Origin of the sequence: Flavobacterium sp. CG_9.10, assembly GCF_015752245.1 — a bacterium.
Lineage (GTDB): Bacteria > Bacteroidota > Bacteroidia > Flavobacteriales > Flavobacteriaceae > Flavobacterium.
On record NZ_JADOVD010000014.1, the window covers coordinates 25,992 to 52,841 of the forward strand.

The 26,850-nt window shown below is 33.0% G+C and carries 27 protein-coding genes, 1 tRNA gene and 1 pseudogene; 13 read left to right on the top strand and 16 right to left on the bottom strand.

Annotation, left to right across the window (positions count from 1 at the left end; genetic code table 11):
- Window positions 1-269: 269 nt before the first annotated feature.
- Window positions 270-1,043, top strand: a complete 774-nt coding sequence (locus IWX84_RS12275; RefSeq protein WP_196851053.1) for a membrane metalloprotease — start codon at window positions 270-272, stop codon at window positions 1,041-1,043.
- Between the two features lie 367 nt (window positions 1,044-1,410).
- Window positions 1,411-2,898, top strand: a complete 1,488-nt coding sequence (locus tag IWX84_RS12280) for an aminotransferase class V-fold PLP-dependent enzyme (protein WP_196851054.1) — start codon at window positions 1,411-1,413, stop codon at window positions 2,896-2,898.
- Window positions 2,899-2,951: 53 nt separating this feature from the next.
- On the opposite strand, the gene IWX84_RS12285 is transcribed toward IWX84_RS12280, so the two are convergent.
- Window positions 2,952-4,517, bottom strand: a complete 1,566-nt coding sequence (locus IWX84_RS12285; protein ID WP_196851055.1) for a protein adenylyltransferase SelO — start codon at window positions 4,515-4,517, stop codon at window positions 2,952-2,954.
- A gap of 164 nt (window positions 4,518-4,681) precedes the next feature.
- The gene (locus tag IWX84_RS12290) at window positions 4,682-5,551 is read right to left on the bottom strand and encodes a lysophospholipid acyltransferase family protein (protein WP_196851056.1); all 870 of its coding nucleotides are present in this window, start codon (window positions 5,549-5,551) and stop codon (window positions 4,682-4,684) included.
- A 116-nt stretch (window positions 5,552-5,667) separates the two neighbouring features.
- Here IWX84_RS12290 and IWX84_RS12295 point away from each other — a divergent pair, with 116 nt between their 5' ends.
- Complete coding sequence (locus IWX84_RS12295) at window positions 5,668-6,306, top strand: rhomboid family intramembrane serine protease (protein ID WP_196851057.1); 639 nt, start codon at window positions 5,668-5,670, stop codon at window positions 6,304-6,306.
- Between the two features lie 51 nt (window positions 6,307-6,357).
- On the top strand, window positions 6,358-7,047 hold the full coding sequence (locus tag IWX84_RS12300; protein ID WP_196851058.1) for an SIMPL domain-containing protein: 690 nt from the start codon (window positions 6,358-6,360) through the stop codon (window positions 7,045-7,047).
- Window positions 7,048-7,286: 239 nt separating this feature from the next.
- Here the strand turns inward: IWX84_RS12300 and IWX84_RS12305 are convergent.
- The 6 genes and pseudogenes from IWX84_RS12305 to IWX84_RS12330 form a co-directional block, all read right to left on the bottom strand.
- A tRNA-Tyr gene (locus IWX84_RS12305) sits at window positions 7,287-7,367 on the bottom strand.
- Between the two features lie 173 nt (window positions 7,368-7,540).
- Window positions 7,541-7,927 (bottom strand): annotated as a pseudogene (locus IWX84_RS12310) (peroxiredoxin family protein); the annotation flags it as partial.
- Between the two features lie 18 nt (window positions 7,928-7,945).
- A complete protein-coding gene (locus IWX84_RS12315) occupies window positions 7,946-8,722 on the bottom strand; it encodes a DUF4369 domain-containing protein (protein ID WP_196851059.1) in 777 nt (258 codons plus the stop codon).
- Between the two features lie 339 nt (window positions 8,723-9,061).
- Entirely contained in the window at window positions 9,062-9,298 is a 237-nt protein-coding gene (locus IWX84_RS12320; protein ID WP_196851060.1) for a hypothetical protein, read from the bottom strand.
- 170 nt (window positions 9,299-9,468) lie between these two features.
- The gene (locus IWX84_RS12325) at window positions 9,469-9,909 is read right to left on the bottom strand and encodes a KTSC domain-containing protein (RefSeq protein WP_196851061.1); all 441 of its coding nucleotides are present in this window, start codon (window positions 9,907-9,909) and stop codon (window positions 9,469-9,471) included.
- 176 nt (window positions 9,910-10,085) lie between these two features.
- Window positions 10,086-10,334, bottom strand: coding sequence for a hypothetical protein (locus IWX84_RS12330; protein ID WP_196851062.1), 249 nt, complete (start codon window positions 10,332-10,334; stop codon window positions 10,086-10,088).
- 91 nt (window positions 10,335-10,425) lie between these two features.
- Between IWX84_RS12330 and IWX84_RS12335 the strand changes: the two genes are divergently transcribed.
- Window positions 10,426-10,971: a hypothetical protein gene (locus tag IWX84_RS12335; protein WP_196851063.1), complete on the top strand. Its 546-nt coding sequence runs from the start codon at window positions 10,426-10,428 to the stop codon at window positions 10,969-10,971.
- A 9-nt stretch (window positions 10,972-10,980) separates the two neighbouring features.
- On the opposite strand, the gene IWX84_RS12340 is transcribed toward IWX84_RS12335, so the two are convergent.
- Window positions 10,981-11,376, bottom strand: a complete 396-nt coding sequence (locus tag IWX84_RS12340) for a response regulator (RefSeq protein WP_196851064.1) — start codon at window positions 11,374-11,376, stop codon at window positions 10,981-10,983.
- Window positions 11,373-14,132: a PAS domain S-box protein gene (locus IWX84_RS12345; RefSeq protein WP_196851065.1), complete on the bottom strand. Its 2,760-nt coding sequence runs from the start codon at window positions 14,130-14,132 to the stop codon at window positions 11,373-11,375. The genes IWX84_RS12340 and IWX84_RS12345 overlap by 4 nt, the downstream gene beginning before the upstream one ends.
- A gap of 485 nt (window positions 14,133-14,617) precedes the next feature.
- Here IWX84_RS12345 and IWX84_RS12350 point away from each other — a divergent pair, with 485 nt between their 5' ends.
- From IWX84_RS12350 to IWX84_RS12375, 6 genes are all read left to right on the top strand, one after another.
- Window positions 14,618-14,770 carry a hypothetical protein gene (locus IWX84_RS12350; protein ID WP_196851066.1) on the top strand — a complete coding sequence of 51 codons (153 nt, stop codon included), beginning with the start codon at window positions 14,618-14,620 and terminating at the stop codon, window positions 14,768-14,770.
- 11 nt (window positions 14,771-14,781) lie between these two features.
- Window positions 14,782-15,012, top strand: a complete 231-nt coding sequence (locus IWX84_RS12355) for a hypothetical protein (RefSeq protein WP_196851067.1) — start codon at window positions 14,782-14,784, stop codon at window positions 15,010-15,012.
- Window positions 15,013-15,032: 20 nt separating this feature from the next.
- A complete protein-coding gene (locus IWX84_RS12360; protein WP_196851068.1) occupies window positions 15,033-15,413 on the top strand; it encodes a YchJ family protein in 381 nt (126 codons plus the stop codon).
- A 255-nt stretch (window positions 15,414-15,668) separates the two neighbouring features.
- The gene (locus IWX84_RS12365) at window positions 15,669-16,787 is read left to right on the top strand and encodes a vWA domain-containing protein (RefSeq protein WP_196851069.1); all 1,119 of its coding nucleotides are present in this window, start codon (window positions 15,669-15,671) and stop codon (window positions 16,785-16,787) included.
- A 184-nt stretch (window positions 16,788-16,971) separates the two neighbouring features.
- Complete coding sequence (locus IWX84_RS12370; protein WP_196851070.1) at window positions 16,972-18,435, top strand: AAA family ATPase; 1,464 nt, start codon at window positions 16,972-16,974, stop codon at window positions 18,433-18,435.
- Between the two features lie 163 nt (window positions 18,436-18,598).
- Window positions 18,599-19,192 (top strand): 2OG-Fe(II) oxygenase, encoded by a 594-nt coding sequence (locus IWX84_RS12375; RefSeq protein ID WP_196851071.1) that lies wholly within the window; start codon window positions 18,599-18,601, stop codon window positions 19,190-19,192.
- A gap of 89 nt (window positions 19,193-19,281) precedes the next feature.
- Here IWX84_RS12375 and IWX84_RS12380 read toward each other — a convergent pair whose 3' ends face one another.
- The 3 genes from IWX84_RS12380 to IWX84_RS15390 all read right to left on the bottom strand — a co-directional run bounded on the left by IWX84_RS12380 (window position 19,282) and on the right by IWX84_RS15390 (window position 21,279).
- Window positions 19,282-19,992, bottom strand: coding sequence for a DUF4339 domain-containing protein (locus IWX84_RS12380; RefSeq protein WP_196851072.1), 711 nt, complete (start codon window positions 19,990-19,992; stop codon window positions 19,282-19,284).
- A gap of 144 nt (window positions 19,993-20,136) precedes the next feature.
- Window positions 20,137-20,586 (bottom strand): hypothetical protein, encoded by a 450-nt coding sequence (locus IWX84_RS15385; RefSeq protein ID WP_231385489.1) that lies wholly within the window; start codon window positions 20,584-20,586, stop codon window positions 20,137-20,139.
- A gap of 135 nt (window positions 20,587-20,721) precedes the next feature.
- Window positions 20,722-21,279: a saccharopine dehydrogenase NADP-binding domain-containing protein gene (locus tag IWX84_RS15390; protein WP_231385490.1), complete on the bottom strand. Its 558-nt coding sequence runs from the start codon at window positions 21,277-21,279 to the stop codon at window positions 20,722-20,724.
- A gap of 671 nt (window positions 21,280-21,950) precedes the next feature.
- Between IWX84_RS15390 and IWX84_RS12390 the strand changes: the two genes are divergently transcribed.
- On the top strand, window positions 21,951-22,511 hold the full coding sequence (locus IWX84_RS12390) for a DUF6642 family protein (protein WP_196851073.1): 561 nt from the start codon (window positions 21,951-21,953) through the stop codon (window positions 22,509-22,511).
- A gap of 220 nt (window positions 22,512-22,731) precedes the next feature.
- Here the strand turns inward: IWX84_RS12390 and IWX84_RS12395 are convergent, their stop codons facing one another.
- Complete coding sequence (locus IWX84_RS12395) at window positions 22,732-23,199, bottom strand: thermonuclease family protein (protein WP_196851074.1); 468 nt, start codon at window positions 23,197-23,199, stop codon at window positions 22,732-22,734.
- A 108-nt stretch (window positions 23,200-23,307) separates the two neighbouring features.
- On the opposite strand from IWX84_RS12395, the gene IWX84_RS12400 reads away from it, so the two are divergent.
- Window positions 23,308-24,111: a hypothetical protein gene (locus IWX84_RS12400; protein ID WP_196851075.1), complete on the top strand. Its 804-nt coding sequence runs from the start codon at window positions 23,308-23,310 to the stop codon at window positions 24,109-24,111.
- A gap of 161 nt (window positions 24,112-24,272) precedes the next feature.
- On the opposite strand, the gene IWX84_RS12405 is transcribed toward IWX84_RS12400, so the two are convergent.
- Window positions 24,273-24,695 (bottom strand): DUF6943 family protein, encoded by a 423-nt coding sequence (locus tag IWX84_RS12405; protein ID WP_196851076.1) that lies wholly within the window; start codon window positions 24,693-24,695, stop codon window positions 24,273-24,275.
- Between the two features lie 1,005 nt (window positions 24,696-25,700).
- A complete protein-coding gene (locus tag IWX84_RS12410; RefSeq protein ID WP_196851077.1) occupies window positions 25,701-26,822 on the bottom strand; it encodes a hypothetical protein in 1,122 nt (373 codons plus the stop codon).
- Window positions 26,823-26,850 lie beyond the last annotated feature (28 nt).

The following is a 26,850-nucleotide window of genomic DNA, read 5'->3' on the forward strand; positions in this document are numbered from 1 at the left end:
ACGATAAAATAACGGGTTTCGGTTCTTTTGCGTCTCAAGTTGGAGTTACTTATTTAAATAAAACGATAAGAATTTACTAATCATTATAAAAGAGAGTTTTACAGTAGTTAGATTTATTATGTAAATACTATTTTTGTGAATCTAATAATTAGCAATTATCGTAAATAAAGATGGTGAGGCCATTTCTTTAGCCGATAGTTAAAGTTATATAGATAGCGTAGTAATAATTGTAAGTTTTAAAACATTAAAAAAATAATTCAAAAAGAATAATGAAAAAAAGAATTCTAATACTGGTACTAAGCTTTGTCTTGCTACTTTCATGCTCAAAAGAGGATAGTACAACCAGTACTTCAGCAACATTCAACGTAAATAATAACAAACAAACGACTGGGAGTTCATCCAATGATTTGTTGTCCGATAAAAAATTTAATAGTGCAATTGTTGAAGTAGTTTATGTAGTGGGTTTTGAACCAACATCTACTACAATTAACAACTTAGTAGCTTTTCTAAAAGCTAGAATGTATAAACCTGGGGGAATTAGCGTAATTAAAAGATCTATTGCATCACCGGGAACTGCACCTTATACCATTCAAGAAATAGCAGACATTGAAAATGCAAACAGAACCAAATATAATACAGCAAATCAAATTGCTATTTGGGCATTTTTCGCTGATGGACAATCAACCAGTGATACAAGCACAAGTGTGATTTTAGGAACTGCCTACTGGAACACTTCCTTTGTTATATTTGAAAAAACGGTGCAAGGATTAAGTGATAGCCCATTTAAACCTAACAGAACTTTATTAGAAACTACTGTTGTAACGCATGAGTTTGGTCATATTTTAGGACTTACTAATCTTGGAACTACTTTACAAAGTAATCATGAAGATGCAGCGCATGCAAAACATTGCAATGTGGAAAGTTGCTTAATGTATTGGTCTTCAGAAACGGGAGGCGGAATATCTAATATGGTATCAGGAGGTACAGCTCCAAAACTGGATGCGCAATGTATTGCGGATCTTCAAGCAAATGGCGGGAAATAAATAAATTGATATAAGAAATCTGATAACGGTTCCTTTAGGACGTTATTTTTTATGTACCAATACCCTTTCAGAGTCGAGCTTTGAAAGGGTTTTCTTTTTTAAGCCAAATTCTTTTCTATTTTTGGAGCGAATGATTGGGGCTTTTTCAGAGGTATTGTTCCCGTTTTACGTTACAATCTTTTCCTTTTTAAAGGAAAAAGGAAAAGGATTTTCACTGCAACCGGGGCTAAATTTGGAAAGAATGGTGTTTTTTTAGTCGCGCGTTAGAAATTCACACTTTTAGGTTTTAAAAGCAAGCATCCAATTAAATTTCTTATTTCAGAAATCCCAAGAAAACCTATATCTTTGAACTCAAATTTATATTACAATGACTTCCACAGAAACTCCAACGCAATTAGAACTCTATTTCCAACAGTTTCGTAAGAATATTATTGGAATAGATCAAACATTTGAAACTCCATACGGACAACAACAAATTATCTATACGGATTGGACCGCCAGTGGTCGTTTATATCGCCCTATTGAGGAAAAACTGATGAATGAATTTGGTCCTTTTGTGGCCAATACGCATACGGAGACTACAGTTTCGGGAACAGCAATGACTAAGGCATACCATCAGGCGCGTCATATCATCAAGCATCATGTCAATGCTAATTCTGATGATATTTTAATTACTGATGGAACAGGAATGACAGGAGTAGTTAATAAATTCCAACGTATTCTTGGTTTGAAAGTACCAGAAAATCTAAAAGACTTCATCACTATTCCCGCCGAAAAGAAACCAGTTGTTTTTATTTCGCATATGGAACATCATTCTAATCAAACTTCCTGGTTGGAAACTATTGCTGATGTTGAGGTAATTCCATCTACTGAAGATGGTTTGTTCAGTGTTGAAAATTTAGAAATACTGCTTGACAAATATAAAGATAGAAGTTTCAAAATTGCTTCTATTACTTCCTGCTCTAACGTTACCGGGATTAGAACGCCTTATCACGAAGCAGCAAAATTAATGCATCAACATAACGGACTTTGTTTTGTCGATTTTGCTTGTTCAGGACCTTATGTACAAATAGATATGCATCCCGAAGATCCGGAAAGTTATCTGGACGCGATTTTCTTTTCCCCGCATAAATTTCTTGGTGGTCCTGGTACCTGCGGTGTTTTGGTTTTTAATAAAAAATTATATCAAAATTTGGTTCCTGATTGTCCTGGAGGCGGTACGGTAAGCTGGACAAATCCTTGGGGTGAACACAAGTACATTGATAATATCGAAGATAGGGAAGATGGTGGAACTCCCGGTTTTCTTCAAGTGATAAAAACGGCTTTGGCTATTCAGTTGAAAGAGAAAATGGGTATTGATAATATTCTTAAACGAGAACATGAAATTGTTGATTCTATTTTTGAATCATTGGGAAATATCCCAAACATAAAAATACTTGCTGGCCAACATCATGATAGGTTAGGGGTGATTTCTTTTTTTATAGAAGACTTGCATTTCAATTTGGGCGTGAAATTACTAAATGACAAATTCGGAATTCAAACACGTGGCGGATGTAGCTGTGCTGGAACTTACGGGCATTTTCTGTTGCATGTGGATCAGGAAACTTCCCATAAATTGATTGACGAAATTACTTTGGGAGATTTAATCAGAAAACCGGGTTGGATTAGAATGTCTATTCATCCAACAACGACAAATGCTGAAATTGAATTTGTATGCAATGCCATAAAATCGCTTGCGGAAAACCATAAAACTTGGGCTTTGGATTATAAATATAATTCCGTTACCAACGAGTTTGTTCATAAACAGGCAAAATCATTAGAAGATGAATTGGTAAAAAGCTGGTTTTCGCTATAAATAATAAATAGATTTTAGTTTCAAAAGTAATTTTTATGTTGTCTTTTAGTTTTTTAAGAACTGCAAGACAACATAGAACTTCCAATTTTTTCCCTGGCCCAATCGGGTCTCTTTGCAAACCATTTTTCCGCTTCAATTTGTTCCTGATATGGATTTTTTAATAATTGATGTAATTCTTCAATTAGCGAATAATCCTCTTTTTCAGCAGCTTCAATTGCTAAATGAGCCATGTAATTTCGAAGTACATATTTTGGATTTACCAGATTCATTGCGGCTTTTCGGTCGTCATCTGAAATGGATTCTTCCTGCATTCTATTCAAATATTGGGTAAGCCAATACAACCACGAATCTTTAATTTGTTCGGTAACTGCTTCGGTTTTGTAGAAAGATTCGTAAATATGTAAAAAAGCATTCTCAACGACTTCTTCTTTCTTGATGTGGCTTAATTTTCTAAAGAAAATAGTCATATCTGTTTCTGTAAGCTGCAAATTTTCGGTTAGGATATGAATCAGTTGATTGTCATTTTCTTTTTTGGTTTCCAAACCTAATTTAGAAAGCATCATAGTAAGGTAGTCATCTTCATAAATAGTTTGAAAATCATTTAATATAGATTCTAAAGGTGCCGTTTCTTCTATCAAAGGATACAGCGCGTTGGCCAACTGATACAAGTTCCAAAGTGCGATTTCCGGTTGATTGCCAAAACGATATCTTCGATTCTCGCGATCGGTTGTGTTAGGGGTCCAATTGGGATTATAGTCTTCCAGCCAGCCATAGGGGCCGTAATCTATGGTAAGTCCTAAAATAGACATATTGTCCGTATTCATCACGCCATGAACAAAACCAACACGTTGCCACTGCACAATCATTTCACGAGTTTTATCGGCAACCGCCTGGAAAAACTGAATATAACTTTCTTTAGTTTCCCCTTTAATTTCAGGAAAATGATATTTTATGGTAAAATCAGTGAGTAATTTTAATGTTTTTAGGTCATTTTGAGAAGAAAAAAGTTCGAAATTTCCAAAACGAATAAAAGACGGCGCAACTCTGCAAACCACTGCACCTTTTTCATAATCGGGGTGGCCGTCGTACATCACATCACGCAAGACTTGGTCACCAGTTAGTATTAAGGATAAAGAGCGGGTCGTGGGAACTCCGAGGTGAAACATAGCTTCGCTGCAAAGATGTTCTCGAATGGAAGAACGCAACACGGCTAAACCATCTGCTCTGCGGGAATAGGGTGTCATTCCGGCTCCTTTTAATTGCAAGGCAAAAACTTGCTTATTTTGTTCGACTTCCGCTAGAATTATTGCTCTGCCGTCACCTAATTGTCCGGCCCAATTTCCAAATTGATGTCCCGCATAACTCATTGCGTACGGACGAGAATTTGGTATGATTTCCTTTCCGGAAAAGAAAGCTGTAAATTCAGGTAATTGTGTATCTTTCTCTGTGATTCCAAGCATTTCAGAAACTTCTTCAGAAAAATGAATTAGTTTAGGATTAGAAGGAACTCTAGGCATTACATAGGAGAAACAAGAATTATGAACCTGACGCGTAACATTGGTCTCGTCAATATCAGCAGGCAATTCCGCACTAAACCTATTATTGATTTTTAATTTCATTTTTCTTTAAGTAGATTTATCAAAATTAGCATACTATTTCTAAAGCTTAAGTTAAATTAATAAAAAAAGCGGTTTTAGTAAAAAGAACGAACCTAATTTTTATTTCACGTTAGTATTATAACAGAAATTGTGCTTAAATCGGACAAGATTTAATCTCCGATTTTTTAGCGACGGTGTTTCCATCTTTTATGAGTCCAAAAATAATATTCGGGAGCTTCATTTATTTGTTTTTCCACCTCTTGAATAAAAGTATGTGTAATTCCAAAATCTGGAACCGATTTAGGATTATCGGTAATAGGAATTAATGTCGCTTGATAATATCCCCTTTTTACTTTTTTTACTTTTAAAAAAACGACATTCAAATCGTATTTTCTGGCTAACATTTCAGCTCCCGTATGCACTGGAACTTCGATTCCCATAAAGGTATCCCAATGAAATATTCTGTCGGCTTTTGGGGATTGATCACTGATTAATGCATATAGAGAAAGGATTCCATGTTTTTGATTATTGACAATCAACGGGATCGATTTGTTTGTAACGACTAATTCAGTATTGTATTTTGATCGAATATCTCTAATAAGTTTATCGAAATATTTATTGCTTATTTTTTTATAAACCCCTACGCCTTTGTACGTTATTTTTTGATTAAGTGTAATCATCCACTCCCAACTTGCATAGTGGGAAGCCAAAAGTATGATGCTCTTACCTTTTTTTTCATAGTCCTTCATAACCTCCAGATTAGTTATGACGAATCTTTTGTTCATTTCCTCAGAGGATATAGTCATGGTTTTTGACATTTCCATAAACATATCACATAAATGGTGGTATGACTTTTTCTCGATGACAAGTCGTTCCGCAGCACTTAGATAAGGTAATGCCAAAGCTAAATTTTCTCTGACCACCTTTTTTCTGTAACCAATGATATAATAGACGATAAAATACACCACATCAGATAACCAATAAAAAATGCGAAAAGGAAGAATTGAAATAATCCAAAGAAACGGATAGGCTATTATAAATATAAGAAATTGCATTCAGTAATTTTTTCTTGCAAATATAACGCAAAAATGAATATCCATTTATATTTTGAACACTTACTGCTGAGGTCTAAGAGAATCACTACATTTACAATTCACAATAAATAGACTTTATGGATGTTATTTTAATAGGAATAATTGTTGCCAATGTTTTAATAAGTTACAAAGGTTTTAATGACCTTTCTTTTTTTAGAAAGTATGAATTTCATGTTGGTAGCATTCGTGCTGGCGAACAAATTAGAATGGTTTCCTCTGGTTTTTTGCATGTGGATATGACCCATTTAATTTTTAACATGATGACTCTTTATTTTTTTGCTCCTGTAGTGATTGGATATTTAGGTGGTTTATCATTTGTTTTGGTCTATGCCGCAAGTTTGGTTTTCGGAAGTCTGTTAACCATGCTTTTGCATAAAAACGATTATAGTTATAGAGCCGTAGGAGCATCGGGTGCGGTTACTGGTGTTTTATATTCGGCAATTTTATTGCAACCGGATATGATGCTGGGTTTGTTTTTTGTAATTCCTATTCCAGCTTATCTTTTTGGAATCCTTTATTTATTGTATTCTATTTACGGCATGAGGGCCAAGAATGACAATATTGGTCACACGGCCCATTTTGGAGGTGCTATTGGAGGTTATGTGATCACACTGATAAAAGAACCGCAATTATTCGTAGATCATACCTTAATGGTAGTTTTATTAGCTATTCCTATTGTTATTCTTTTTGTAATGGAAAAAATGGGAAAATTATAATGGCATAACTTTTGAAAGAATATTACAACAAAACAATCAAATATTATTTAGATGAAAAAAGCAGCACTAATTCTATCGATTCTATTTCTGACGATGTCTTATGGTCAAGAAATTAAACAAATTCCACAAATCACTGTAAACGGAGAAGGAAAAGTTAAAGTAGTGCCAGATCAGGCTACGATTTTAGCTACCATTGAAACTAAGGGAAATAATGCCAAAGATGTTAAAAGGGATAATGACCAAAAAATGGAGGCGGTTTTAAAGTTTATAAAAAGTATGAATTTAAATCCCGCTGATTATAGAACCCAACGCGTGTCTTTGAATCCGCAATACGATTATGAAAAAAAGAAACACAGCTATAATGCAACGCAAACTGTTGAAATTTTATTAAAAGATTTATCAAAATATGATGGGTTGATGGACGGTTTAGTAGAGCAAGGAATAAACAGAATAGACAATGTGACTTTTCAATCTTCAAAATTAGCGCAGTACCAATCAGAAGCCAGAAAGTTAGCCATGAAAGAGGCCAAAATGAAAGCGGAGGACTATGTTTCTGTTTTAGGACAAAAAGTAGGTCGTGCTATGACTATATCGGATAATTCACAACCGTATTACCCACAGCCTGTTTATATGGCCATGAAATCAGCTGAAATGAGCGATATGAAAGCTCCAAGAGAAACTCTTGCACTAGGAGAAATCAACATTACTTCAAATGTTAGTGTGAGTTTTATTTTAGAATAGAAAAATAAAAAAATCAGTAGAAAAGTCCCGTCTCATTTTTTAGAATGAGAAGGGACTTTTTCTTTTTTATTAAACCAGAAGACTGGCTTAATAAAATAGTTGTTTTTATATAAAAAAAACGTTTCAATTTCTTGAAACGTTCTAGTGGGGAGAGCAGTCCCGATACTTCGGGATAACCTGCGATTTTTGCGGATTATTTTTATATAAAAAAAACGTTTCAATTTCTTGAAACGTTTTAGTGGGGAGAGCAGGATTCGAACCTGCGAAGTTTACACAGCAGATTTACAGTCTGCCCTCGTTGGCCGCTTGAGTATCTCCCCAAGACTCAACAAGCATTGCTTATTGTGCTAACCGGGTGCAAATATAAAAACTGTTTTGAAGTTTCCAAACTAAATTTAAACTTAATTTTAGTATTATTTTTAAAGCATTGGTAGTGAATAAAATAAAAAAATCTCCACTAGGGAGATTTTTTAGTTTATTCGAATAATTCAGCTTATTTAGCTAAAAGCTCCATGATTTTCGCTCTTAGTTCATCGCCTCTTAAATCTTTTGCAACCACATTTCCTGACGCATCAAGAATGAAAGTGGCAGGAATTGATTCCACTTTATATTGCTTTGCAATTGGTTCATCCCAAAATTTTAAATTTGAAATATGATTCCAAGTCAATTTATCTTTTGCAATAGCTTCTTTCCAAGCTTTAGCATCTTTATCTAATGACACACCAACAATATTCAGACCTTTGGCATGCAAATCTTTATAGATTGCCACAACATTAGGGTTTTCTTGACGACAAGGACCACACCAAGATGCCCAAAAATCAACAATGGTAACTTTTCCTAAACATTCTTTCAAGGAAATTATTTTCCCTTCAGGATTTGGTCCAGAAAAATCTGCTCTTCATTTAGCTTCAGCTGCAGGAGCAGCAGGCGCCATTGGTGGAGTCGCTCCCATTGCAGGAGATTTCAATTCAGCAAGTCTTGTTTTAATTGCTTTACCTGGTTTAGTACTTTTTAAAGACTCATCTAAACTATTGAATATTTTTTCTGATTTTTTAACATCGGCAGTAGGATCGTTTAACATTCCTTGGATGATTAAAGCAGAAATAAATGATTTTGGGTGAGTTTCAGCATAAGCTACATATTTAGCTTTTGAAGCTTCTCCAACTTCAAGTTGAATCTTAGAAAACTCTTTCATTAATCCATTGATTACAACAGTATCTTTGGATTGTTGAGCAGCGTTCATTGCTTGCATGTTTTTGCTTTGGAAATCCACTAATTTCTTTTGAACTTTAGTAATGTCCTTATTGAAAGTCACATATTCATCATTGTTATATGTTCCTGAAACTTTAGAATTTTGGACACTATCCTTATTTATTGCGATAGTAACTTCTCCATTTTCTAAAATGAATGGCAATGGAGCTTGTGCACCTTCTAATTGAATAGTATAAAAGGATGGTTCTGTAATTTTTCCTTTCATTTCAAATTTGCCATTTTCAACTTTTACAGTATCTTTTGCAATCATTCCTTGACCATTTTCATTTTGAGTTTGTAGAATGATAGTTTTACCATTTTCAATTCCTGTTGCAGTCCCTGAAATTAGGTATTCACCTTTGCCAACTTTGCTACAAGAAATTAAAACAACAGTAGCCGAAAGTAATAAAATTATTTTTTTCATTATTAATTAGTTAATTAAGTTAAGTCAGCAAAAGTATTTAAAAAAATAAATTATAAATAATTTTAGTACATAAATTTTTGTTATAGTTTTTTATTCTTAATAAGGATCTGAAACCTATAAAAAAGGAATAATTTGAGTTTTTATTACGAAGTGATTTTAAAAAAAACTACAGATTTGCAACGTATTGATTATTAAAATTTTAGAATGAAACATAAGTGTTTTTTACTTATGATTATGCAAAATATAGCTACACGAGATGTCCTAAAATAATAAAAACCTTTAGAGAAATTAAAATTAAAGAGTAATTAAAAATTTAAACAACCAACGTTGTTGGGCTTCTTATATCAAGTTAGATTGATTAATTTCACATTTTTCAATACTGTAATTAGCATGTTCTAATTCATTTACAGTAATCTTAATGTCTAAATTAATTTCCCTTAATTGTTTGTTTAAATCAGCAGATATAGGATTCGATTCAAGATTATATTCTATTTCAGATTTCTGTTTTTGCAGAATATCCAGCATTTCTTTTGCTTTTTTATATTGGGATTTAAATAATTGGCAAGGGTCATTCATAATTGTTATTTGTAGATTTATAATTATTTGGGGGAGCTAAAATATTACAAATAAGTGTATTATGCAAGTTTGTTTTTTTTAAATAGTTCTAAAGAACAGTTTTTAAAACAGTTTTGAAATAAAAAAGCACCCTTTTGGAGGGTGCTCAGAATATTTTTTCTTAAAAAAAATTAATCTTGGTTAATTGTTTTTCTCCAAGTAAAAGAATTTAGAATATGTCTTTTTGCAAATCTTCCAGGAGAATCTGCATTAACCATTTTCACATAAGTTGCTTTTGGAACACTAATATATTCGTAAACACTACCGTTAGAAAAGTTGATAATTAATCTACCTTCAACAAACTTATAATCTGAAATTGTTGCGGTAGCAATTGTTTCTGTATATTCTGGTAAGTTTTGTTTTAGCGTTTCTGGATTGATGCTTACCAAGAAATGATACGCTTCAATAATTTTTTTACTATTTTCTTCCGCCGCTTTTAATCCAGCTTCGTCGCCCTGAAATTTGTCAGGATGCGCCTCTTTCATAGCGTTACGGTAAATTGTTTTCAAATCTTTAAGCTCTGCAGTTTTGTCTACATTTAGCAGTTTGCGGTATTCAACTATTTTTTTCATAAATATGGTAACTACTTGTCTTTTAATATAAAATCAATATAATTTGATTTCAAAATCGACAAATTTTTTGCAAAGGTACACTTTTTTTTAACTTTTTAGTTTATGACGAAAAAATATTCAAAAAAAAGTGGGTATTATTTATGGTTATTGAAAGAAAAAAAAGGGCTGCAAACTTTTTATTGTTGTGGTTTATTATTTGCTTTATCAAAGTTTTTTGACTTTTTCTGATATTTATTATAGCTAATATCACTTGGATTCTCTATTATGGATTTGATTGTAATCATATCGCCAACAGCGTGTTTAGCCATAACCATTTTGTAATCTAAAAGATATTCACCACAAAAAAAATTGTTGTTTTCATCTTTTTCAATTATTCCGGTATATATTCCTTTTTGTAACATTTTTTCTTCTGAAGCTTTGGTCATAATCTATTTTTTTATTGAAATTCAAGTTTGCAAAGTTAATCAAATATTTTTTGTCTTGCTCTATTTTGGAGTTTCTGATTACCTTTGTTTTATGGAAAAAATTTTTCGTCCCAATCCTAATTCATTTAAAAACACCTTTTGTGTGTTCCATGAAGTGTCGTCAAGCAGTTTAAAAGGATTGATAGTGCAATACCAAAGTAAATCGGGGAGTAGTTACTATTATTCTAAATCAGGAATGTATCGTTTGTCAAATCATTGGGGTCGATTGGCCAATAGCAAATGGCGTTTAGAACCTTTAGAACCGGAATCCGAATCAAAAATTAAATTGGGTTTCGCATCTTGGTCGAATTTCTATTCTGATAATGACGTGGATGAATTGTATTATTTGGAAGCAAATTATATCAAAAAAACGGTCAACTATCAACATAAAAACAATCCTAATTATGATAAGAAGGCCATTCTTAGAACAAGTTTTGAAACGGCCAAAAAAATAAAACAAATCAGGAATCTTTTTACTTTGACTTCTTGGGCTAAATATTTTGAATACGATGATTTGGATGTTTTACGAAAACAAATTATTGACAAATTAATCTTTACCAATAGAACTTTGGAGGAAATAAAAAGAGAAATGGTTTAACTCCTCTAATTAATCATTTGAGGCAATTAATACTAAATCATTCATGTTTATAGGTTTAGATAAATATCCCAATATATCGGGGTACGTTTTTGATTTGTTTTTATCTTCTATTGCAATTGAGGAGCTTACAATATAAACAGTAATTTGTTTAGTAATTGATGATTTTAAAGTCTCTAATTCTTCCATAAATTCCCACCCATCCATTATAGGCATGTTAATATCGAGCAATATTATATCAGGAAGTGATTCACAGTTATTTAATGAATTTGTTACAACATCTATTGCTTCTTTACCATTTTTGAAAGAAGAAATAGCGGAGAACATCTCAGATTTTTGTATAATTTTATTGACGATGATTTGGTAAATAGCATCATCATCTATAACCCAGATAGTTTTTTTTCTCATTGTATGTAGATTTTGAAGGTAGTCCCGATATTTGGCTCACTTTCTACGGTTATATTTCCTCCCATTGCGTCAATTTGGTTTTTGGTAATAAAGAGCCCAATTCCTTTTGAATCTGCGTTATTGCTAAAAGTTTTATACATCCCGAAAATTTTATCAGCATTCTTTACAAGGTCAATTCCAACCCCATTATCTGAAATTTGAAGTACATTCAATTCATTCTCGGCAATCCATTTTATTAAAATAACGGGTTTGCGCTCCGGATGTCTGTACCGAATGGAATTAGAAATTATATTATAAAGAATGCTTTCCAGATAAGCCGGATTATAATTTACCATCACCGTTTTTGGTATGTCAGTTGTAATTGAAACGTCATTCAATGTTATTTGTTCGGTAAGGACATTTTGCGCTGTATCAATATATTGGTTTAGATTTAAAGATTCCGATACTAAACCTATATTTGTCCTGATATTTATCACTTCGTTCAAATGAAGCATGGTTTCATTCAATGAATTAGAAATAGATTTCAATAATTGGATCATCTCGTTTCTTTCTTCTTCTGATTCTGACATTTCGATTAATGCCATAATTGACGAAATATTACTGGTATGCGATCGTAGATTATGGGACACAATATAAGAGAAATTTAACAGTCTTTTATTTTGCTCCGTGACCATATTGAAGGAATTATTCAGATCTTCTTCTGCTTTTTTTGTTTTAGTGATGTCAATCATAATACCACGTAAACCTACGGCGGTACCATTTTCAAAAACAACTGTTACAATATCTCTCAGCCACACTACTGCTCCGTTTTTGGCAATCATTCGATACTCAAAATCATGATTTAAATTTTCATTGGTTTTTAAAACGCAATAATTGATGGTCCATTCTCTATCTTCCGGATGGATGTGGTCTGCCCAAAAAGTTTTACTCGCTAACCATTCCTCGGAGGTGTAGCCCAATATTTCTTCTACTTTTTTACTGATGAATGTAAATGAAAAGGTTGCAATTTTGCATTCCCATACAATCCCATCGATAGTATTGATTAGCGATTCAGTCCTTTGTTGTGAATCGAGAATAATTTTTTCTGAAGTTTTTCGTTCTGTAATATCTTCAGTAGAAACAATTATTCTTCCTAATGTTTTTTCATAGCCACGAATGACATTCCATCTTAAATTAATAAAGCGCAATTCTTCTTTTGAATTCTTAATGACAGTATCAAATACTAGTTCTTGATAGTTTTGAGTTATTGCTATAATTTGTTTTGTAAAATCTTTGTATGAGCTGGGGTTGAATAATTCAGACTTGACTATAAGTAATTCTTCTTTCGTGTTTACTTTATATAATTTTAAACAAGCTCTATTTACATTTACCACCTCGATTAAGGAATGTAGTTTATTCGTAAACTTTGGATTACTTAAGAGGTAATTTTCTACCTTTTCCGTTTTTTGATCCATTAAATCATGTTCTATAAGGTAAGATTTAACCTTAGAGAAATCTTCTTCCCGTAATGGTAGATGGGAGTCTTCAAAAAGACTTTTAAAATGATTTTCACTTTTATTTATAGCCGCTTCCGTTTCTTTTTTTAATGTAATATCCTCGATAATCGCAATATGAGTTGTGGGTTTTTCATTGATGTTCCAAAGCGGAGAAACAGTAAGATTTGCCCAACGAATATTGCCGCTTTTAGTAACATACCTTTTTTCCATCGAAAACGTTCTAATTTTTCCTTCACGCAGCTTTTGCATATTTGCTAGATCTTCTTCAAGATCCTCATGATAGGTTACAGATTGAAAATTCCGTTCTTTCAATTCCTGCGCAGAATATCCTAAGAATTTGCAGTTTTGCTTGTTAACCTCGAGAAAATAACCAGAATAAGAATCTATATAGGCTATTCCTATCGCCGCTTGATCAAAAATGGTTTTAAATTTAATTTCTGTAGTAATAAGTTTTGCAGCTTGATTATTTACTAAAAGTTGTAATTCTTTTGGCATTTTCAACAATTTAAATATAAGTAGTCCAAAAAGTCCAGCAAAAATAACACCTAAAACCGCTGGAATTAAAATTTGGTAATAGAGATAATTTTGGTGTTGCGAAATCAAGTATAACTTCCAGTTGCTATCCGGAATTAATACGGAAATATTATATTTTTCAGAAAAATCGCTTTTATTTGGTAAGTAATAAATTTCTTTTTGGGTAACTGGATTTTTCTTTGATAATTGAAAATAATATTTTGATTTATTAACATTATTAATGCCTGAAAATTTCAATAAGTCATTAAATCTAATGATTACGGCAGAAAATCCCCAAAATTTATTATTCTGAAATACGGGAAACCGACCAACAATTCCAACCCCACCTTGTTTTAATTTTAGGGGGCCTGCAAAATACATTTTTTGCGTTTTAATTGATTTTAAAGCTTCGTCCCTAAGATAAGGTGTAGTTAAAATATTTAAATTTAATGCGGATTCATTTTCCTTTTTGGGATAGGTGTACTTGATCACTCCATTAGGAACTAATTGAACTGCGCTGATGCTATGGTTTGATTCCAATAGTTTTTTACCAATGTTGTCAAAGTTTTCAGGGATACCCTTATTATTAATGGTTAGCGCCAAAGTCAAGGTAGTGGTATAACAGTTTTTGAGGGATTGTTCGATATTTTGATAAACAATTTGTAAGGTGTTATCCATCTCCCTACGCTCATCTTCTTTTATAATTCGGTATTGTTGATAAACGATATAACCAACAATACAGCTCATAAAAATAAATATTATTAGACCTGTAGTTTTGGGCTTATTTAAAAACCAAGTGATAAATTTTGACCGTTTAATTGCTGACTTCATTTATAAAATTTGAAACTCCCTTAGAAGCTGTTTTCTTTAAAACTTATAAATATATATATAAAAGTTAAAAAAGCAAAAGATTAATGTTGAGAAACTATATTATTTACGTGAAGATGTTACATAAATACTTTTTAAGATAAAATTTAAAAGTTAAATTTTCAATGAAGCGATTTGATTTATTTTTAAATTATAAATAACGCAGATACAATTATTAAAATAAAAGACAAGGAATATTCAATATCGATAACCAAACTAATAGTATAGAAAAATAAAATAATCTGAAATTCAATAATAAACCCGAACTTTGCAATCCTGTTTGGATTCAAAATAGAAGGCGATACGATTAAAATAAGAACGAATCTTATGAATTAATTATTTCATAAGAATAAAATAGAATGAATATGAGCAGAAATAACGAAGGAAATATTAAGAAACACAACGATAAACTGCATAAAGCGCAAGACAAAGCAAAGCAAGCTGAGAGAGATCGCAAAGAAAAATTAAAGCACATAGTAAAAAAATTCAACGATAGTAATTCTGCTGACAATAGTTAAATAACTGAAATATGGAAAAAGATAAATTCGATGCAATTAAAAATAACGTTCAGGAAATCATTGATTTAATCGCTAACAAAAACCGAATAGAAGCTAACAATAAATTAGTTGAAGTGAGTGATGAATTAGACGAATTACTAGATTTTTCTGACGATGATGAAGATCTTAAAGAAATCAGTCATTATCAAGTATTGTTGAATAAATTGCACAAAAGGATCGTTGCACTAGATGGACAACTTTAATCTAAATAGTAGAATATAAAATGACATTAACAAGGTGCTTTTGTGTTTCTTTAAATACGTTTAAAGAATGTTGTGAACCGTATATTTACGGAACTCATAACGTTCCAACTGTTTTAGCCTTAATGCAATCCCGTTACTCAGCTTACGCCACACTTCAAGCGGCATATTTAATGGAAACTACCCATATTTCTGAAAGGAAACACTATTCCAAATCTGATATTCTTCAATGGGCCGCAAGTAATAAATGGCAAAAACTGGAAATTATTACTGCCACAGAAAATACAGTAGAGTTCAAAGCATACTTTTTGGACAGCAAACTACAAAACCAAATTCATCACGAACTTTCCACTTTCAAACTCGAAAATGGGAGTTGGTTTTACGTTGATGGGAAATTCTTTTGATTTTTCCATTTTATTATGGAAAATGAATTAGGTACTTGCTGTTTGCGTGAGTGATGGCAGTGGAAATCCTTTTTTTTGGCGTTTTTCAGCCAAAAAAAGATTGAGAACGTACAGCACGACCGCGCTGCAACGCAAGTGGAAGTGGGGGCACGCCCAAATTATTTTGAAAATATATATCCTGAGTTTACTGTTTTAACTAAAAATTAATAGATGTTTGATTGAAGTACATTTTTAAATGATGTAATTTTAACAACTATGAAAAATGACAATAAAAAAGGTTTTTATTTCAAGCAATATGCAGCGCCAGATCAGTCTCCATTTGAAAAACTCTTTGGAATTTTCAAGGAATTAATCACACATACTTCGGGGGATTTTGATGAAGCAATCGATTGGTTGCGGGAATTAGACAAAGAATATAAATTGACCGATGAACATTATACAATTGATGATTTTATCGAAGATTTAAAGAAAAAGGGATACATTCGTGATGAACTTAAGGAAGACGGAAGTTCAGGAATTGGAATTACTTCAAAAACCGAGCGGGCCATTCGGCAGCAGGCATTAGATACTGTTTTTGGAAATTTAAAGCGCAGCGGAAGCGGGAATCACAAGACGAAACACGCTGGAAATGGCGACGAACATACAGGTGAATTTCGAGAATTTCATTTTGGAGATGGACTAGAACGAATTTCATTGACTGAAAGTTTGCGAAATGCCCAAATCAACAATGGAGTTGACAGTTTTATGTTGACCGAAAATGATTTGGTTGTCGAAGAAACCCAATTTAAATCCCAGATGAGTACCGTTTTGATGATTGACATTAGCCACAGTATGATTTTGTATGGTGAAGATCGAATTACTCCAGCCAAAAAAGTAGCAATGGCTCTAGCAGAGTTGATTACAACGCGTTATCCAAAAGATACTTTAGATATTTTAGTTTTTGGAAATGATGCTTGGACAATTGCAATCAAAGATTTGCCTTATCTAAAAGTGGGACCTTTTCATACCAATACGGTTGCCGGTTTGCAGTTAGCTATGGATTTACTTCGCCGAAAACGCAACACCAACAAACAAATTTTCATGATTACAGATGGGAAACCCAGTTGTGTTCGTGAAAAAGATGGTACTTATTATATGAACAGCAACGGTCTGGACGAATATATTGTAGATAAATGCTACAGTCAGGCGCAGCAAGCCCGTAAATTGCACATTCCAATAACTACTTTTATGATTGCCAAAGATCCTTATTTGCAACAGTTTGTGAACAAGTTTACGGAGGCTAATCAAGGAAAAGCATTTTATACCGGATTGAAAGGTTTGGGCGAAATGATTTTTGAAGATTATGAAACAAATAGGAAGAAGAGAATCAAGTAAAGAGGTAGAAACGAATATAAAGAAAATAGAACAAAGAGAAAAGGAGAGTAAAGAGAATAGGATAAAGAAATAAGAATAAAGAAATAAGAATAAAGAAGCAAGACAATAGTATCAAGATAATAGAATGAGAGAGCAGGAATACAATTTTTAAATTATTCAATCTTTCAATCTTTAAATTTCAAACATGAAAATAGAAAATATAAAAACATTAGGAGAATTAAAAAAATCAGGATACGAAACTAAAAGCATCAAAGATGAATTGCGATCCAACCTGAGAGAAAAAATCAAATCAGGAAAACCAACGTTTGAAGGAGTTCACGGATTTGAGAATACTGTTATTCCAGAATTAGAACGAGCAATTTTATCTCGTCATAACATTAATTTATTGGGTCTTCGTGGTCAAGCCAAAACGAGATTGGCTCGCAAAATGATTGAATTGTTGGACGAATATATTCCGTTCGTGACTGGTTCAGAAATTAATGATGATCCTTTGAAACCAATTTCGCGTTACGCCAAAGACATTATTGCCGAAAAAGGTGACGACACTTCAATTTCTTGGTTGCACAGAAGCGACCGTTTTTTTGAAAAATTAGCCACGCCAGATGTTACCGTTGCGGATCTGATAGGTGATGTTGATCCTATAAAAGCAGCAAATTTGAAACTTTCGTATGCTGATGATCGAGTGATACATTTTGGGATGATTCCAAGAGCGAATCGTTGTATTTTTGTCATCAACGAATTGCCTGATTTGCAAGCGAGAATTCAAGTGGCATTATTCAATATTTTGCAGGAAGGGGATATACAAATCCGTGGTTTCAAGTTAAGAATGCCGCTGGATATGCAATTTGTCTTCACAGCGAATCCAGAGGATTATACCAATCGTGGTAGTATTGTAACGCCGTTGAAAGACAGAATTGGTTCTCAGATCTTAACGCATTATCCAGATACAATAAAAATTGCGAGAACTATTACAGAGCAAGAAGCTAAATTAGACCGCGCACAAAGCGATATGGTTTATGTTCCTTCATTAGCCAGAGATTTGTTGGAACAAATAAGTTTTGAAGCTAGAGAGAGTGAATATATTGACAACAAAAGTGGTGTAAGTGCCAGATTGAGTATTACTGCTTTAGAGAATTTATTAAGTACTGCTGAACGTCGCGCATTGCGATCTGGCCAAGATAAAACTACATTGCGTTTGTCTGATTTTATGGGAATTATTCCTGCGATTACTGGAAAAGTCGAATTAGTTTACGAAGGAGAGCAGGAGGGAGCCGCTGTTGTAGCTCAACATTTATTAGGTGATGCGATTCATACTTTCTTTCCGGCTTATTTTCCAAAGATTGAAAAACTGGAAAAACAAGGCGATAAAACAGCTTATTCAGATATTATTGATTGGTTTTTTGCCGAAAGTGGTTTCGAATTATTAGATGATTGTTCCGATGAAGATTATGAAAGAATCTTGGGAAGTATTGTGCCTCTCGAAATATTAATCAAGAAATACCAACCACAACTCGAAAAAGAAGATAAATTCTTCATGAAAGAATTTATATTATGGGGATTGGTAGAATATAAAAAACTGAGTAAAGACCGTTTTTCCGAAGGGTATCAGTTCAAAGATATTTATGGAAGTTATATCAGTAAATTATAAAATAATAAAAAGGGTTTGGATTCATTTCTAAACCCTTTTTTATTTATGGCAATTGTATTGAAAAGCTAAAGAAATAATTTTATTTATTTCATAATGAGGTATTACCGGTTTTATTTAGTTTACCTTGTCCCGTTGGCCGTATTTGCAGTCGTCAAAAAATAAAATGGAAAATAATTTTGAAGATTTAATTGCTTCTTATATTGAAAATAAAGTTGGTATATCTGAACATTTTTTAAGTGATGCTTTGGCCAATAGCTTAAAGCAAAATTTACTTGATTTAAACCAACAAAGTTTGTTAGTAGATGCTGGAACCGGCAATTCAGAAGCTGTTTCTTATGATAGTGCGGTGAGAAGTGATTCTATATATTGGTTGGATAAAAAGCATAATAATGCCTTCGAGAACGAGTTTTTTGCTCAAATAGAAGACTTTATTGCCTATTTGAATCTAAGTTGTTATACTGGAATTACAGGCTACGAGTTTCATTACTCTTTATACGAAAAAGGTGATTTTTATCTACAACATTTAGACCAGTTCAAAAATAATCCGAGCCGAAAATACTCGATGATTAGTTATTTGAATAGCAATTGGCAAGAAAGTGACGGAGGTGAGTTGTTGATTCATCAGGAAAATAATAACCAAAAAATTGCACCTACCCAAGGTAAAACTGTATTTTTCAAAAGTGATGAATTAGTTCATGAGGTTTTGGTAACCCAAAATACCAGAATGAGCATTACAGGATGGTTGAAGTGTGATTAATGACTTATTTTTTTGAATAAATTTTATTAGATTAATTGTAAAAATGGTAATATTAAAGAATGAAGTCAAAAGCAAAAATGAAATTTAACTTATTTTATTTTTTCCAATTCTAAATATATTTGATCCATTTCTGTTTTTAAATTTCCAATATCAATTTTCAAATTTTCAATTTCAGTTTCAACGGAATTAATATCTTCTTCTCTTTCATCGGTAGTTCTTAAAAACTGAAAATCATTTGCCTCACTCATTTTATTTTTTGCTTGATCCAAATTACTGAAATCAATCGCAAGTTTTCTCTTTATTTCCGATAGTCTGTTGCTCAAAGTTTCTTTTCTTTCTTTTTTAATTCGATCAGTTTCTATTCGCTCTTGCTCTGCGATAAGGTTTTTTTGTTCTTCAATTTTTTTTTCTTGCAGTTGAAATTGTTGGTTATTTTTTTCGGTTATATTATTTTTCTGTTCTAAATCGGAACTTCTGTTTTCGTCAAAAATTTTAAAACTAACAGTTCCAATGATTAACACTAAAAGCCCACAAAGGATAAAAAAAAGCATCTTATCTATCCCTAAAATTTTAGGATTATCATCAGTTTCTTCCAATTCAGGCGATGGCTGAAAAGATTTTATAGGCGGAGGCACTACTGTTAAAATAGATTGTAATTCCATGACTTCGCCGGCATTTTTCCAATTCGCCATGCCTTCGCACCAAACTGGTGTTGTCTTTGTAATTGATTTGGCTTTCAGTTCGCTTAAATCAAAAGGACCGCTACTTTCAACGCCGTTATGTAGGTAATAGGAATTCATTTATTATTGATGCTTATTTATTTATGTAGTTGCAATTTTTTGTGATTTTCAAAAGTACAAAACAAATCGCTTTTTTTTTAATTATTTTTCAGAGCTATATTTTCTTTTGACGCTAGAAATAATTTTCAATAGCGACTAGAAAGTTCACATCTTTCCATAAACCCGTGCTATATAATTCCCATTTAGGAACTTGGCAGGCTCAATTTGGCTTTGTAAAATAACTCCAATGGTAGCGTTTTCCAGTAATAATTGAGCCGCTTGGGGTAATGGATCGGCAGTTGTTGTTTGTATGGCTCGCAATTGGTGTTTTCCCACTTTTTGCGGGAGTATACATTTAGCAATTTCTCGTCTGCGTAAAATTCCTTCGGCGTCTTTACCTTCTACTGCAGCGTACAAAATAATCTGGTCATTTTCTATATGAGGTATGGCGGCTTTCATTTTTTGTTGCAAATTAGTTATAGCATCATCTGAATTTTCCAAATTAGAAAGTTGCTCTTGTACCCAAGCATAATGACCTGGATGACGCAAAGTTTTGTAGTCAAGAGAATACACTTTTCCTAACAGTGCCTTGGGTAAATCGGCGGCACCACCCAAAGTAAGATCCTCTTCATAAGCAATGCCATCAATGATGATAGCAGCTCTTTCCGATAGCGATGGAAGGCTTTTTTTCGTAAATTTTATAAGTGCAATAGTGTCTTTAATATATTCTGTGGCAACACCTACCGGACTTCAGGTAAAACTATAATAATGAGGGGCTACGGCATGTTTCTTGAGAGCACCAACTTTTAATTCGAGCTTGTCTACCGTATCCACTTTGTAGTGAATCCAAAACTGTTGAAGAAGTCCGTTTACCAGTATATTAATATAGCCGGGAGCAAGACCGGTTTGAAGAATAAAACCTGTTTTTACATCCTTTGCTAACGCCATTATTGTTGAAGTTTCGGCAACATATTCCGTAAGATTAGCGTAATGGAGATGGAAATCTTTAGCAAATTGAGCGATTCTTGGTGCTTGACTTCCGGGAAGACAGTCCAGAATGATATCCCCTTGACGCAAAATTGCAGCCATTTCATCCGTCAGGCCTTCTTCTGCTAGGTGAAAATCAGTAACTGAGCAGGATTTCGTCGTTCCCATTTTAATCCAATTCACAACTTTATTTGCTTTTGAATGGGTTCTGTCTCCAATGAAAAGGCTGGGCGTGACTTCACTCCATTCTAGTAATATCATAGCAACTGCTTCGGCAATGCCGCCAGCTCCGGCAATTATAATATTGAAATGCTTTTTCATATTATAAAGTTACCCTTTTTTCTTGAAATACTATTTATGATAATTTAAGAATTTACATCTTTTGGAATCGAATTTTCCTGTCAAGGATAGAAACGGAAAGCACGTAAAGGAAGTGGGCATAAAAAACAAGCCTTAAAATAGCGACCGGAGGAAGCTCGTTTTTTGGGCTATGTTTTATGAGCAACTTCCTGCGGACTTGTAGTGTAGAGCCTGCTCGGACAGCCAAAAAAAACACTGTTAATTGGAAATTAAAGGCCTCATCCAAAGTAATAATAGTTTCCGGATTACTGTTTACTATAAATACCGATTTTGCATGGTGCTAAAATAGTTATAATTAATGAGCAAAAAATCAGGGAAATTTTTTTCGATATACTTATTTGAGATTAGGGTTTTACTGTTTTCCGAACTATTTTCTATCCGAACTATTTTTATTTTGAAATAAGAAATAGCAGGCTTTGTTTAATAATTATGGACTGTTAAATGTTGATAAATGAATTTCATTCTTAGTAATTTTGTAATCGAGAAGGAATAACTTTGTCTATGAGAGTTCAGGACCTCACAGCAAGTGATAATTGAGCTGCCGATTTTTTCTACTCTTTCAAGTGTTGTTAACGAGGAGTCTTTGCCTCAATAAAAAATTTGTTTGTAAAGCAATTACAAAATATAATTTTATGGATTACGATAAATTTATCTTCTGCCTCGAAGCCGTTCCCGATGTAGAAACGTACACCAATACTGAAGTGTTCAATAACTTGGGACAAATCGCCTTTGAACAGGATATTACAAGTATTTACAGAACTTGCGATACGATTGAAGGTTTAGAAGAGGGTTTAAATGCATTGCGTTACGATGACCATAATTTTAAGGATTATGAAATAATCTATCTAGTAATGCCCGGCGAAGGGAATAGTATTTGTGTAAATGATTATTACTACAGTCTAACAGAAATGGCAGAGCTTTTTGAAGGGAAACTAACAGGAAAAATTTTGCATTTTGCCAATAAAAAAGTACTGGACTTAGACCAAGAAGAAGCACAATATTTTTTAGATGTCACGGGAGCACGTGCGCTTTCGGGTTATGGGACAGCAGCCCATAATTTAAGCAGCATTCACTTGGATAAAGTTTTTTTTAGTTTATGCCAAGACCAAGATAACCTGGTTGAAATTGTAGAGGAATTACATGAAAAACAATATGGACTTTGTAAACTGCTCGATTTTAGATTGTATTATTAAAAATGGTGCGGATCGATGGAATAGTTTGAAATGGCAGCCTAATAAATTTGTCTAAAGTTTTACCGAATACTTAAGAAAGGATTTTCGCATACTAAAAATTACTTTCCAATACAATATTTGAAGTTCCTATATATTACAGCACTTAGCAGTGTTCGGGCAACAAATAGCCAACAGAAACACTGTAATAACCATAAATACAAGACAATTATAGGCAAATATATTAAAATTTGTTTACAATAGAATACAGTCCTTTTTGAGTACTTTTAGCTTGTAAACTCCATTCTTGATACAATGGAAGCATTTCACAAAATACATCGTTATATGGCTTTGCATAGCCTTCCTTTATCATTATTTCGTTTAAAATTCTACCATCATTTAAAATTAAGTAGCCTAATAGTCTTCCGTATTTATCAACTAAATTATTTTTCTCCTGAACTAAATTGCATAAATCACCCAAATTAACCTGATCTTTTAAAAAATTAAATGATAAATACCCTAATTTAATTAATAAGGCAGCCGGAATATGTAATTCTTTTTCATCCTTTTTGATCTTATTACAATAATTCATTTCTGGCGCATCAATACCATATAAACGAACTTCAAACTCTTTTTTTGATGTATAATCTTCGGCAATTAGTCCGTCTCCATCTACAAATCTTTTTACTTTAAGAATAATATTTTGTGTCATAAGTTTAATGGCGTTAAAATGCTTTAAATAGCACTATTTAAGTAATTGATTGTTATTTATTTACGTTGTAAATTTAATAGATATTTTTAACATAAAACATATAATATTATGGCAAGACAGAAAGGACATATTAAATATGTCGGCACACTAGGTGAAGTAAGACACTTCAAAATCAAAGGCAATGAAGGGTATTTTGCAGGATTAAAAGGAGGCCCTACAGCAGAACAAATTAAAACTGCACCAGGCTTTATCCGTACTCGTGAAAACATGAGTGAATTTGGAGCTTGTGCGAATGCCGGTAAATCAGTTCGCGTTGGTTTATCATCATTAATGAAACAAATGTCGGATAGTCAACTTACGGGACGATTAACTGCTATTATGAAAAAAATCAATATTGAAGATGGTTCTGAAGCGAGAGGTCAAAGGGCAGTTTTGGTTTCACAACAACCACAATATTTAAAAGGGTTAGATTTCAATCGTAACATTTCTTTTAATGGTGTTTTCAGAGCCCCGTTTACATTAACTGCTACTGTTGACAGAAATGAGAGTACGTTAAGTATTCCGGCTTTTAATCCTCTCAATTACTTAAACATTCCATCTGGTGCAAGTCATTTCAGAGTCATCAATGCTTTATCCGTTGTTTCAGACACTATTTATAATCCTACTACCGGAGCTTATGAACCTGCTGAACCTGCTTTAAATGAAGTATCAAATATTGCCTATTCTGATTATACTCCAGTTGATGCTGTAACCGCTTTAATTGATGTTATGACTACCTTACCAAATGCTCCAACAATGACAATCAATGTTGCTGTTTTGGGTAGTATTGGAATAGAGTTTTATCAAATGGTTGGTTCTAATTATTACTTATTCAATACTGGTAATGCTTTAAAAATCCAAGATACTTTTTAAACGAAACCATCAGTTTGCAAGACTGCAAAGTTTGCAAAGTTGCAAATTAAGCCCTTTCTAACGAGAGGGCTTTTTGTTTTTACTAATTTATCTATAGTGTGGACTTATGTATGACTTACGTTGCATATAAAGTGCAATTATGTGTTAGTCGATTGATATTATTACTTTTTAAAATAATGAGCTAAAATCGACTTTCTCATTTCATTGATCGGAATCAAACTTTCTTGAAATTGCTTTTCTTTCATTTCAATAATTTGTAAAGCTTCGACTTGTTTTTTATGCTGCTCCATATTTGACAACATTTGATCTAGCTTCGGAATAAAGTTCTTTTTGAATTCGTGAATCAGTAGAAATGGTATAACAGAACCGTAAAGGTGTTGATTCCAAAAATTAGCTTTCCACAAGCTATAAATAAGCCAGTATATTGTTTCAGCTTGGTCTTTGCTTGCTAAAATAATAACAAAACAATTTGTAAATGGGGTCTTTTGAGGCTTCCCGCTATTTAAGCCTTTGTTGAGAATGTAAATTTGATTCTCTTGGCAAACAGCCTCTTTTCTGTGAGTTTTAATGATTACATTCGGCATAATTTCTGAATTAAAATGATGCTGTCGCTAAGCTCCGCACCATATAATTTTTAAAAGAAAAAAAGAAAAAAAAGAAAGGCGTCTAAGAAGTGGAGGTTTCAAAAAGAGTCAAGTTTTTTTGAAAAAATACTACCCAACTATTAATGTAGAAGCGGAATTGTCTTGGCTAAAACAGGTATTGTTTTGAAAATATAAGGGTGGAGATTTTTTCAAAAACCCGTAGGGCTTGAACTTTACTTTTTGAAACCGGAACTTAAATTTGCTTTCTTTTTATTTATTTTTTTAGAACCACAGAAAGTTCTTGAAATCCTATTTTTGGATGTTGTTCTATAAACGGCAATCAAACACCCCCAAGCACCGCAGAAAAAAATGATTGTAGCGATAGCGGAAATTATTGTTTTTCGAGGAGCGAAGAGGCGGTGTTGCGGCAATCGAACAGCTACCATAGACGTGGGAATAGAGCGAAGGAACGTAGCGAAATGAAGCGGATATGAGCGTGAAACGGCGGGGAATAAATAAAAGACAGCCTGTAGGCGTTCCTTGATTTAAGGCAAAGTGAGGTTTTTCACCGAACTGAGCCAACCCCGATAGCTGTGCGAAGGAGCAACCGCCAAAAAACTGGAGGGCTATAAACAGAATACGGCTGGAATGTAGTGAAGCGTAGCCTGCGGAGCGCAACGAAATGAAGCGGTATTATGGTTATGGTAGCCCGACCGAACGCAGAAAGAGACCGTGTGAAGATGAGGAACGAAACAGCGCAAAAAAAATAGCGGCTTATTTTTAAGCGGCTGTTTTTATTGTGCTGTGAAGTGCCTGTGGAACGGAGGGAAACCTAACTATTTAATTGAAAAACTAATTGCTTATTTACCGAAAAGTTCTTATGAAAATGTAAGGTTGACCGACTGGAACAGCCGAACGGAACAAAGGGAACGACCATAGTGAGACCGCTTGATTGCCCGTGATGTTTGAAACGGAAATGTCTTTAATTAATACTAAGTGTCTTTTTTACCATCTTTTGTATTCCAATGTTTCTCTGTTGACTTTTTCGAATATTTCATCTGCTATTTCGGTAAAAGGGTCGTACCATTCTACTTTGTTATTTGCCCATTCTAACCATTTTAAAACATCATTAGTTAATGAATTATTTTCTTTTGCTTTGATTTCGACCTCAGCAATATATTTTCTTAATATTTCTGCTTGATGCCATCTGTTTGCTTTTTTGAATAAGCCTTTAAATTCAATTAATTCGAAATTTCTTTTAGCTTCAAGTTCTTCTTCAATTTTACGATTCCGTTCGTATTCTATATTCCTAGTTTCTCTATCAATATCATCTTGTTTTTCTTTAACAGCTTGCAATTCTAATTTTGCAATTATGTTAGGAATTTTATCTTCTATTTTGCTATTAATACTATCTGTCCATTCTTTTGCTGGGTAAACATCTAGAGTAAATGATAAAAAACCTGAAGGATATAATTCTGTTGAATCATAATAGGTGCCTTTCACTATTTTTCTTTTTAATCTTTCTCTAAGACCAATACTTAATTCTGTACCTTCAATTACTATTTTAGTTCCTTTATTTACAGTTATTTTATGACCTCTTTTTTGTATTGCTTTTATAAAAACATCCATAAATAATAATGCTCTTTTTACATTTTCTGGTGCTACAGTAATATTGAGAATACCAACGGAAGTGTTTAAAAGCCCGTTTATGTTATGATAATAAGAAGGTTCTTTTGTTTTTAAGTCATTTTTAGCGTCAATAATTAACTGATATGGTTTTGTTAATTTTTCGGGAAATAGTATAGTCTCTTTTAGTGTGGTTTTTATTTCTTTGGTCAGTTGATTTAATTCGTTTCCTTCGCCATTTATGATTGTTTCGGAATTCTCTCTGAATTTCAATGTAATAGATGTTTCTACTTTGTTGTTTACAGGAAGTTTTTCAATACTAACCTTTTTATTAAATTGAATCTTTTGCCAATGTCCATTTTTTGGTAATGGTATGTCTAGTTTCTTGCATACTTTTCTTAAGCCATTATCTGAGAGGTTATATTTCGTTGCTAATTTAGACAAGGGATTTGCCCAAACTAAATCGTAAAGTTCTTTGCGGGTTAATTCAATAGTTACCATACTATACCTTTTTTTAATGAAAGATAAA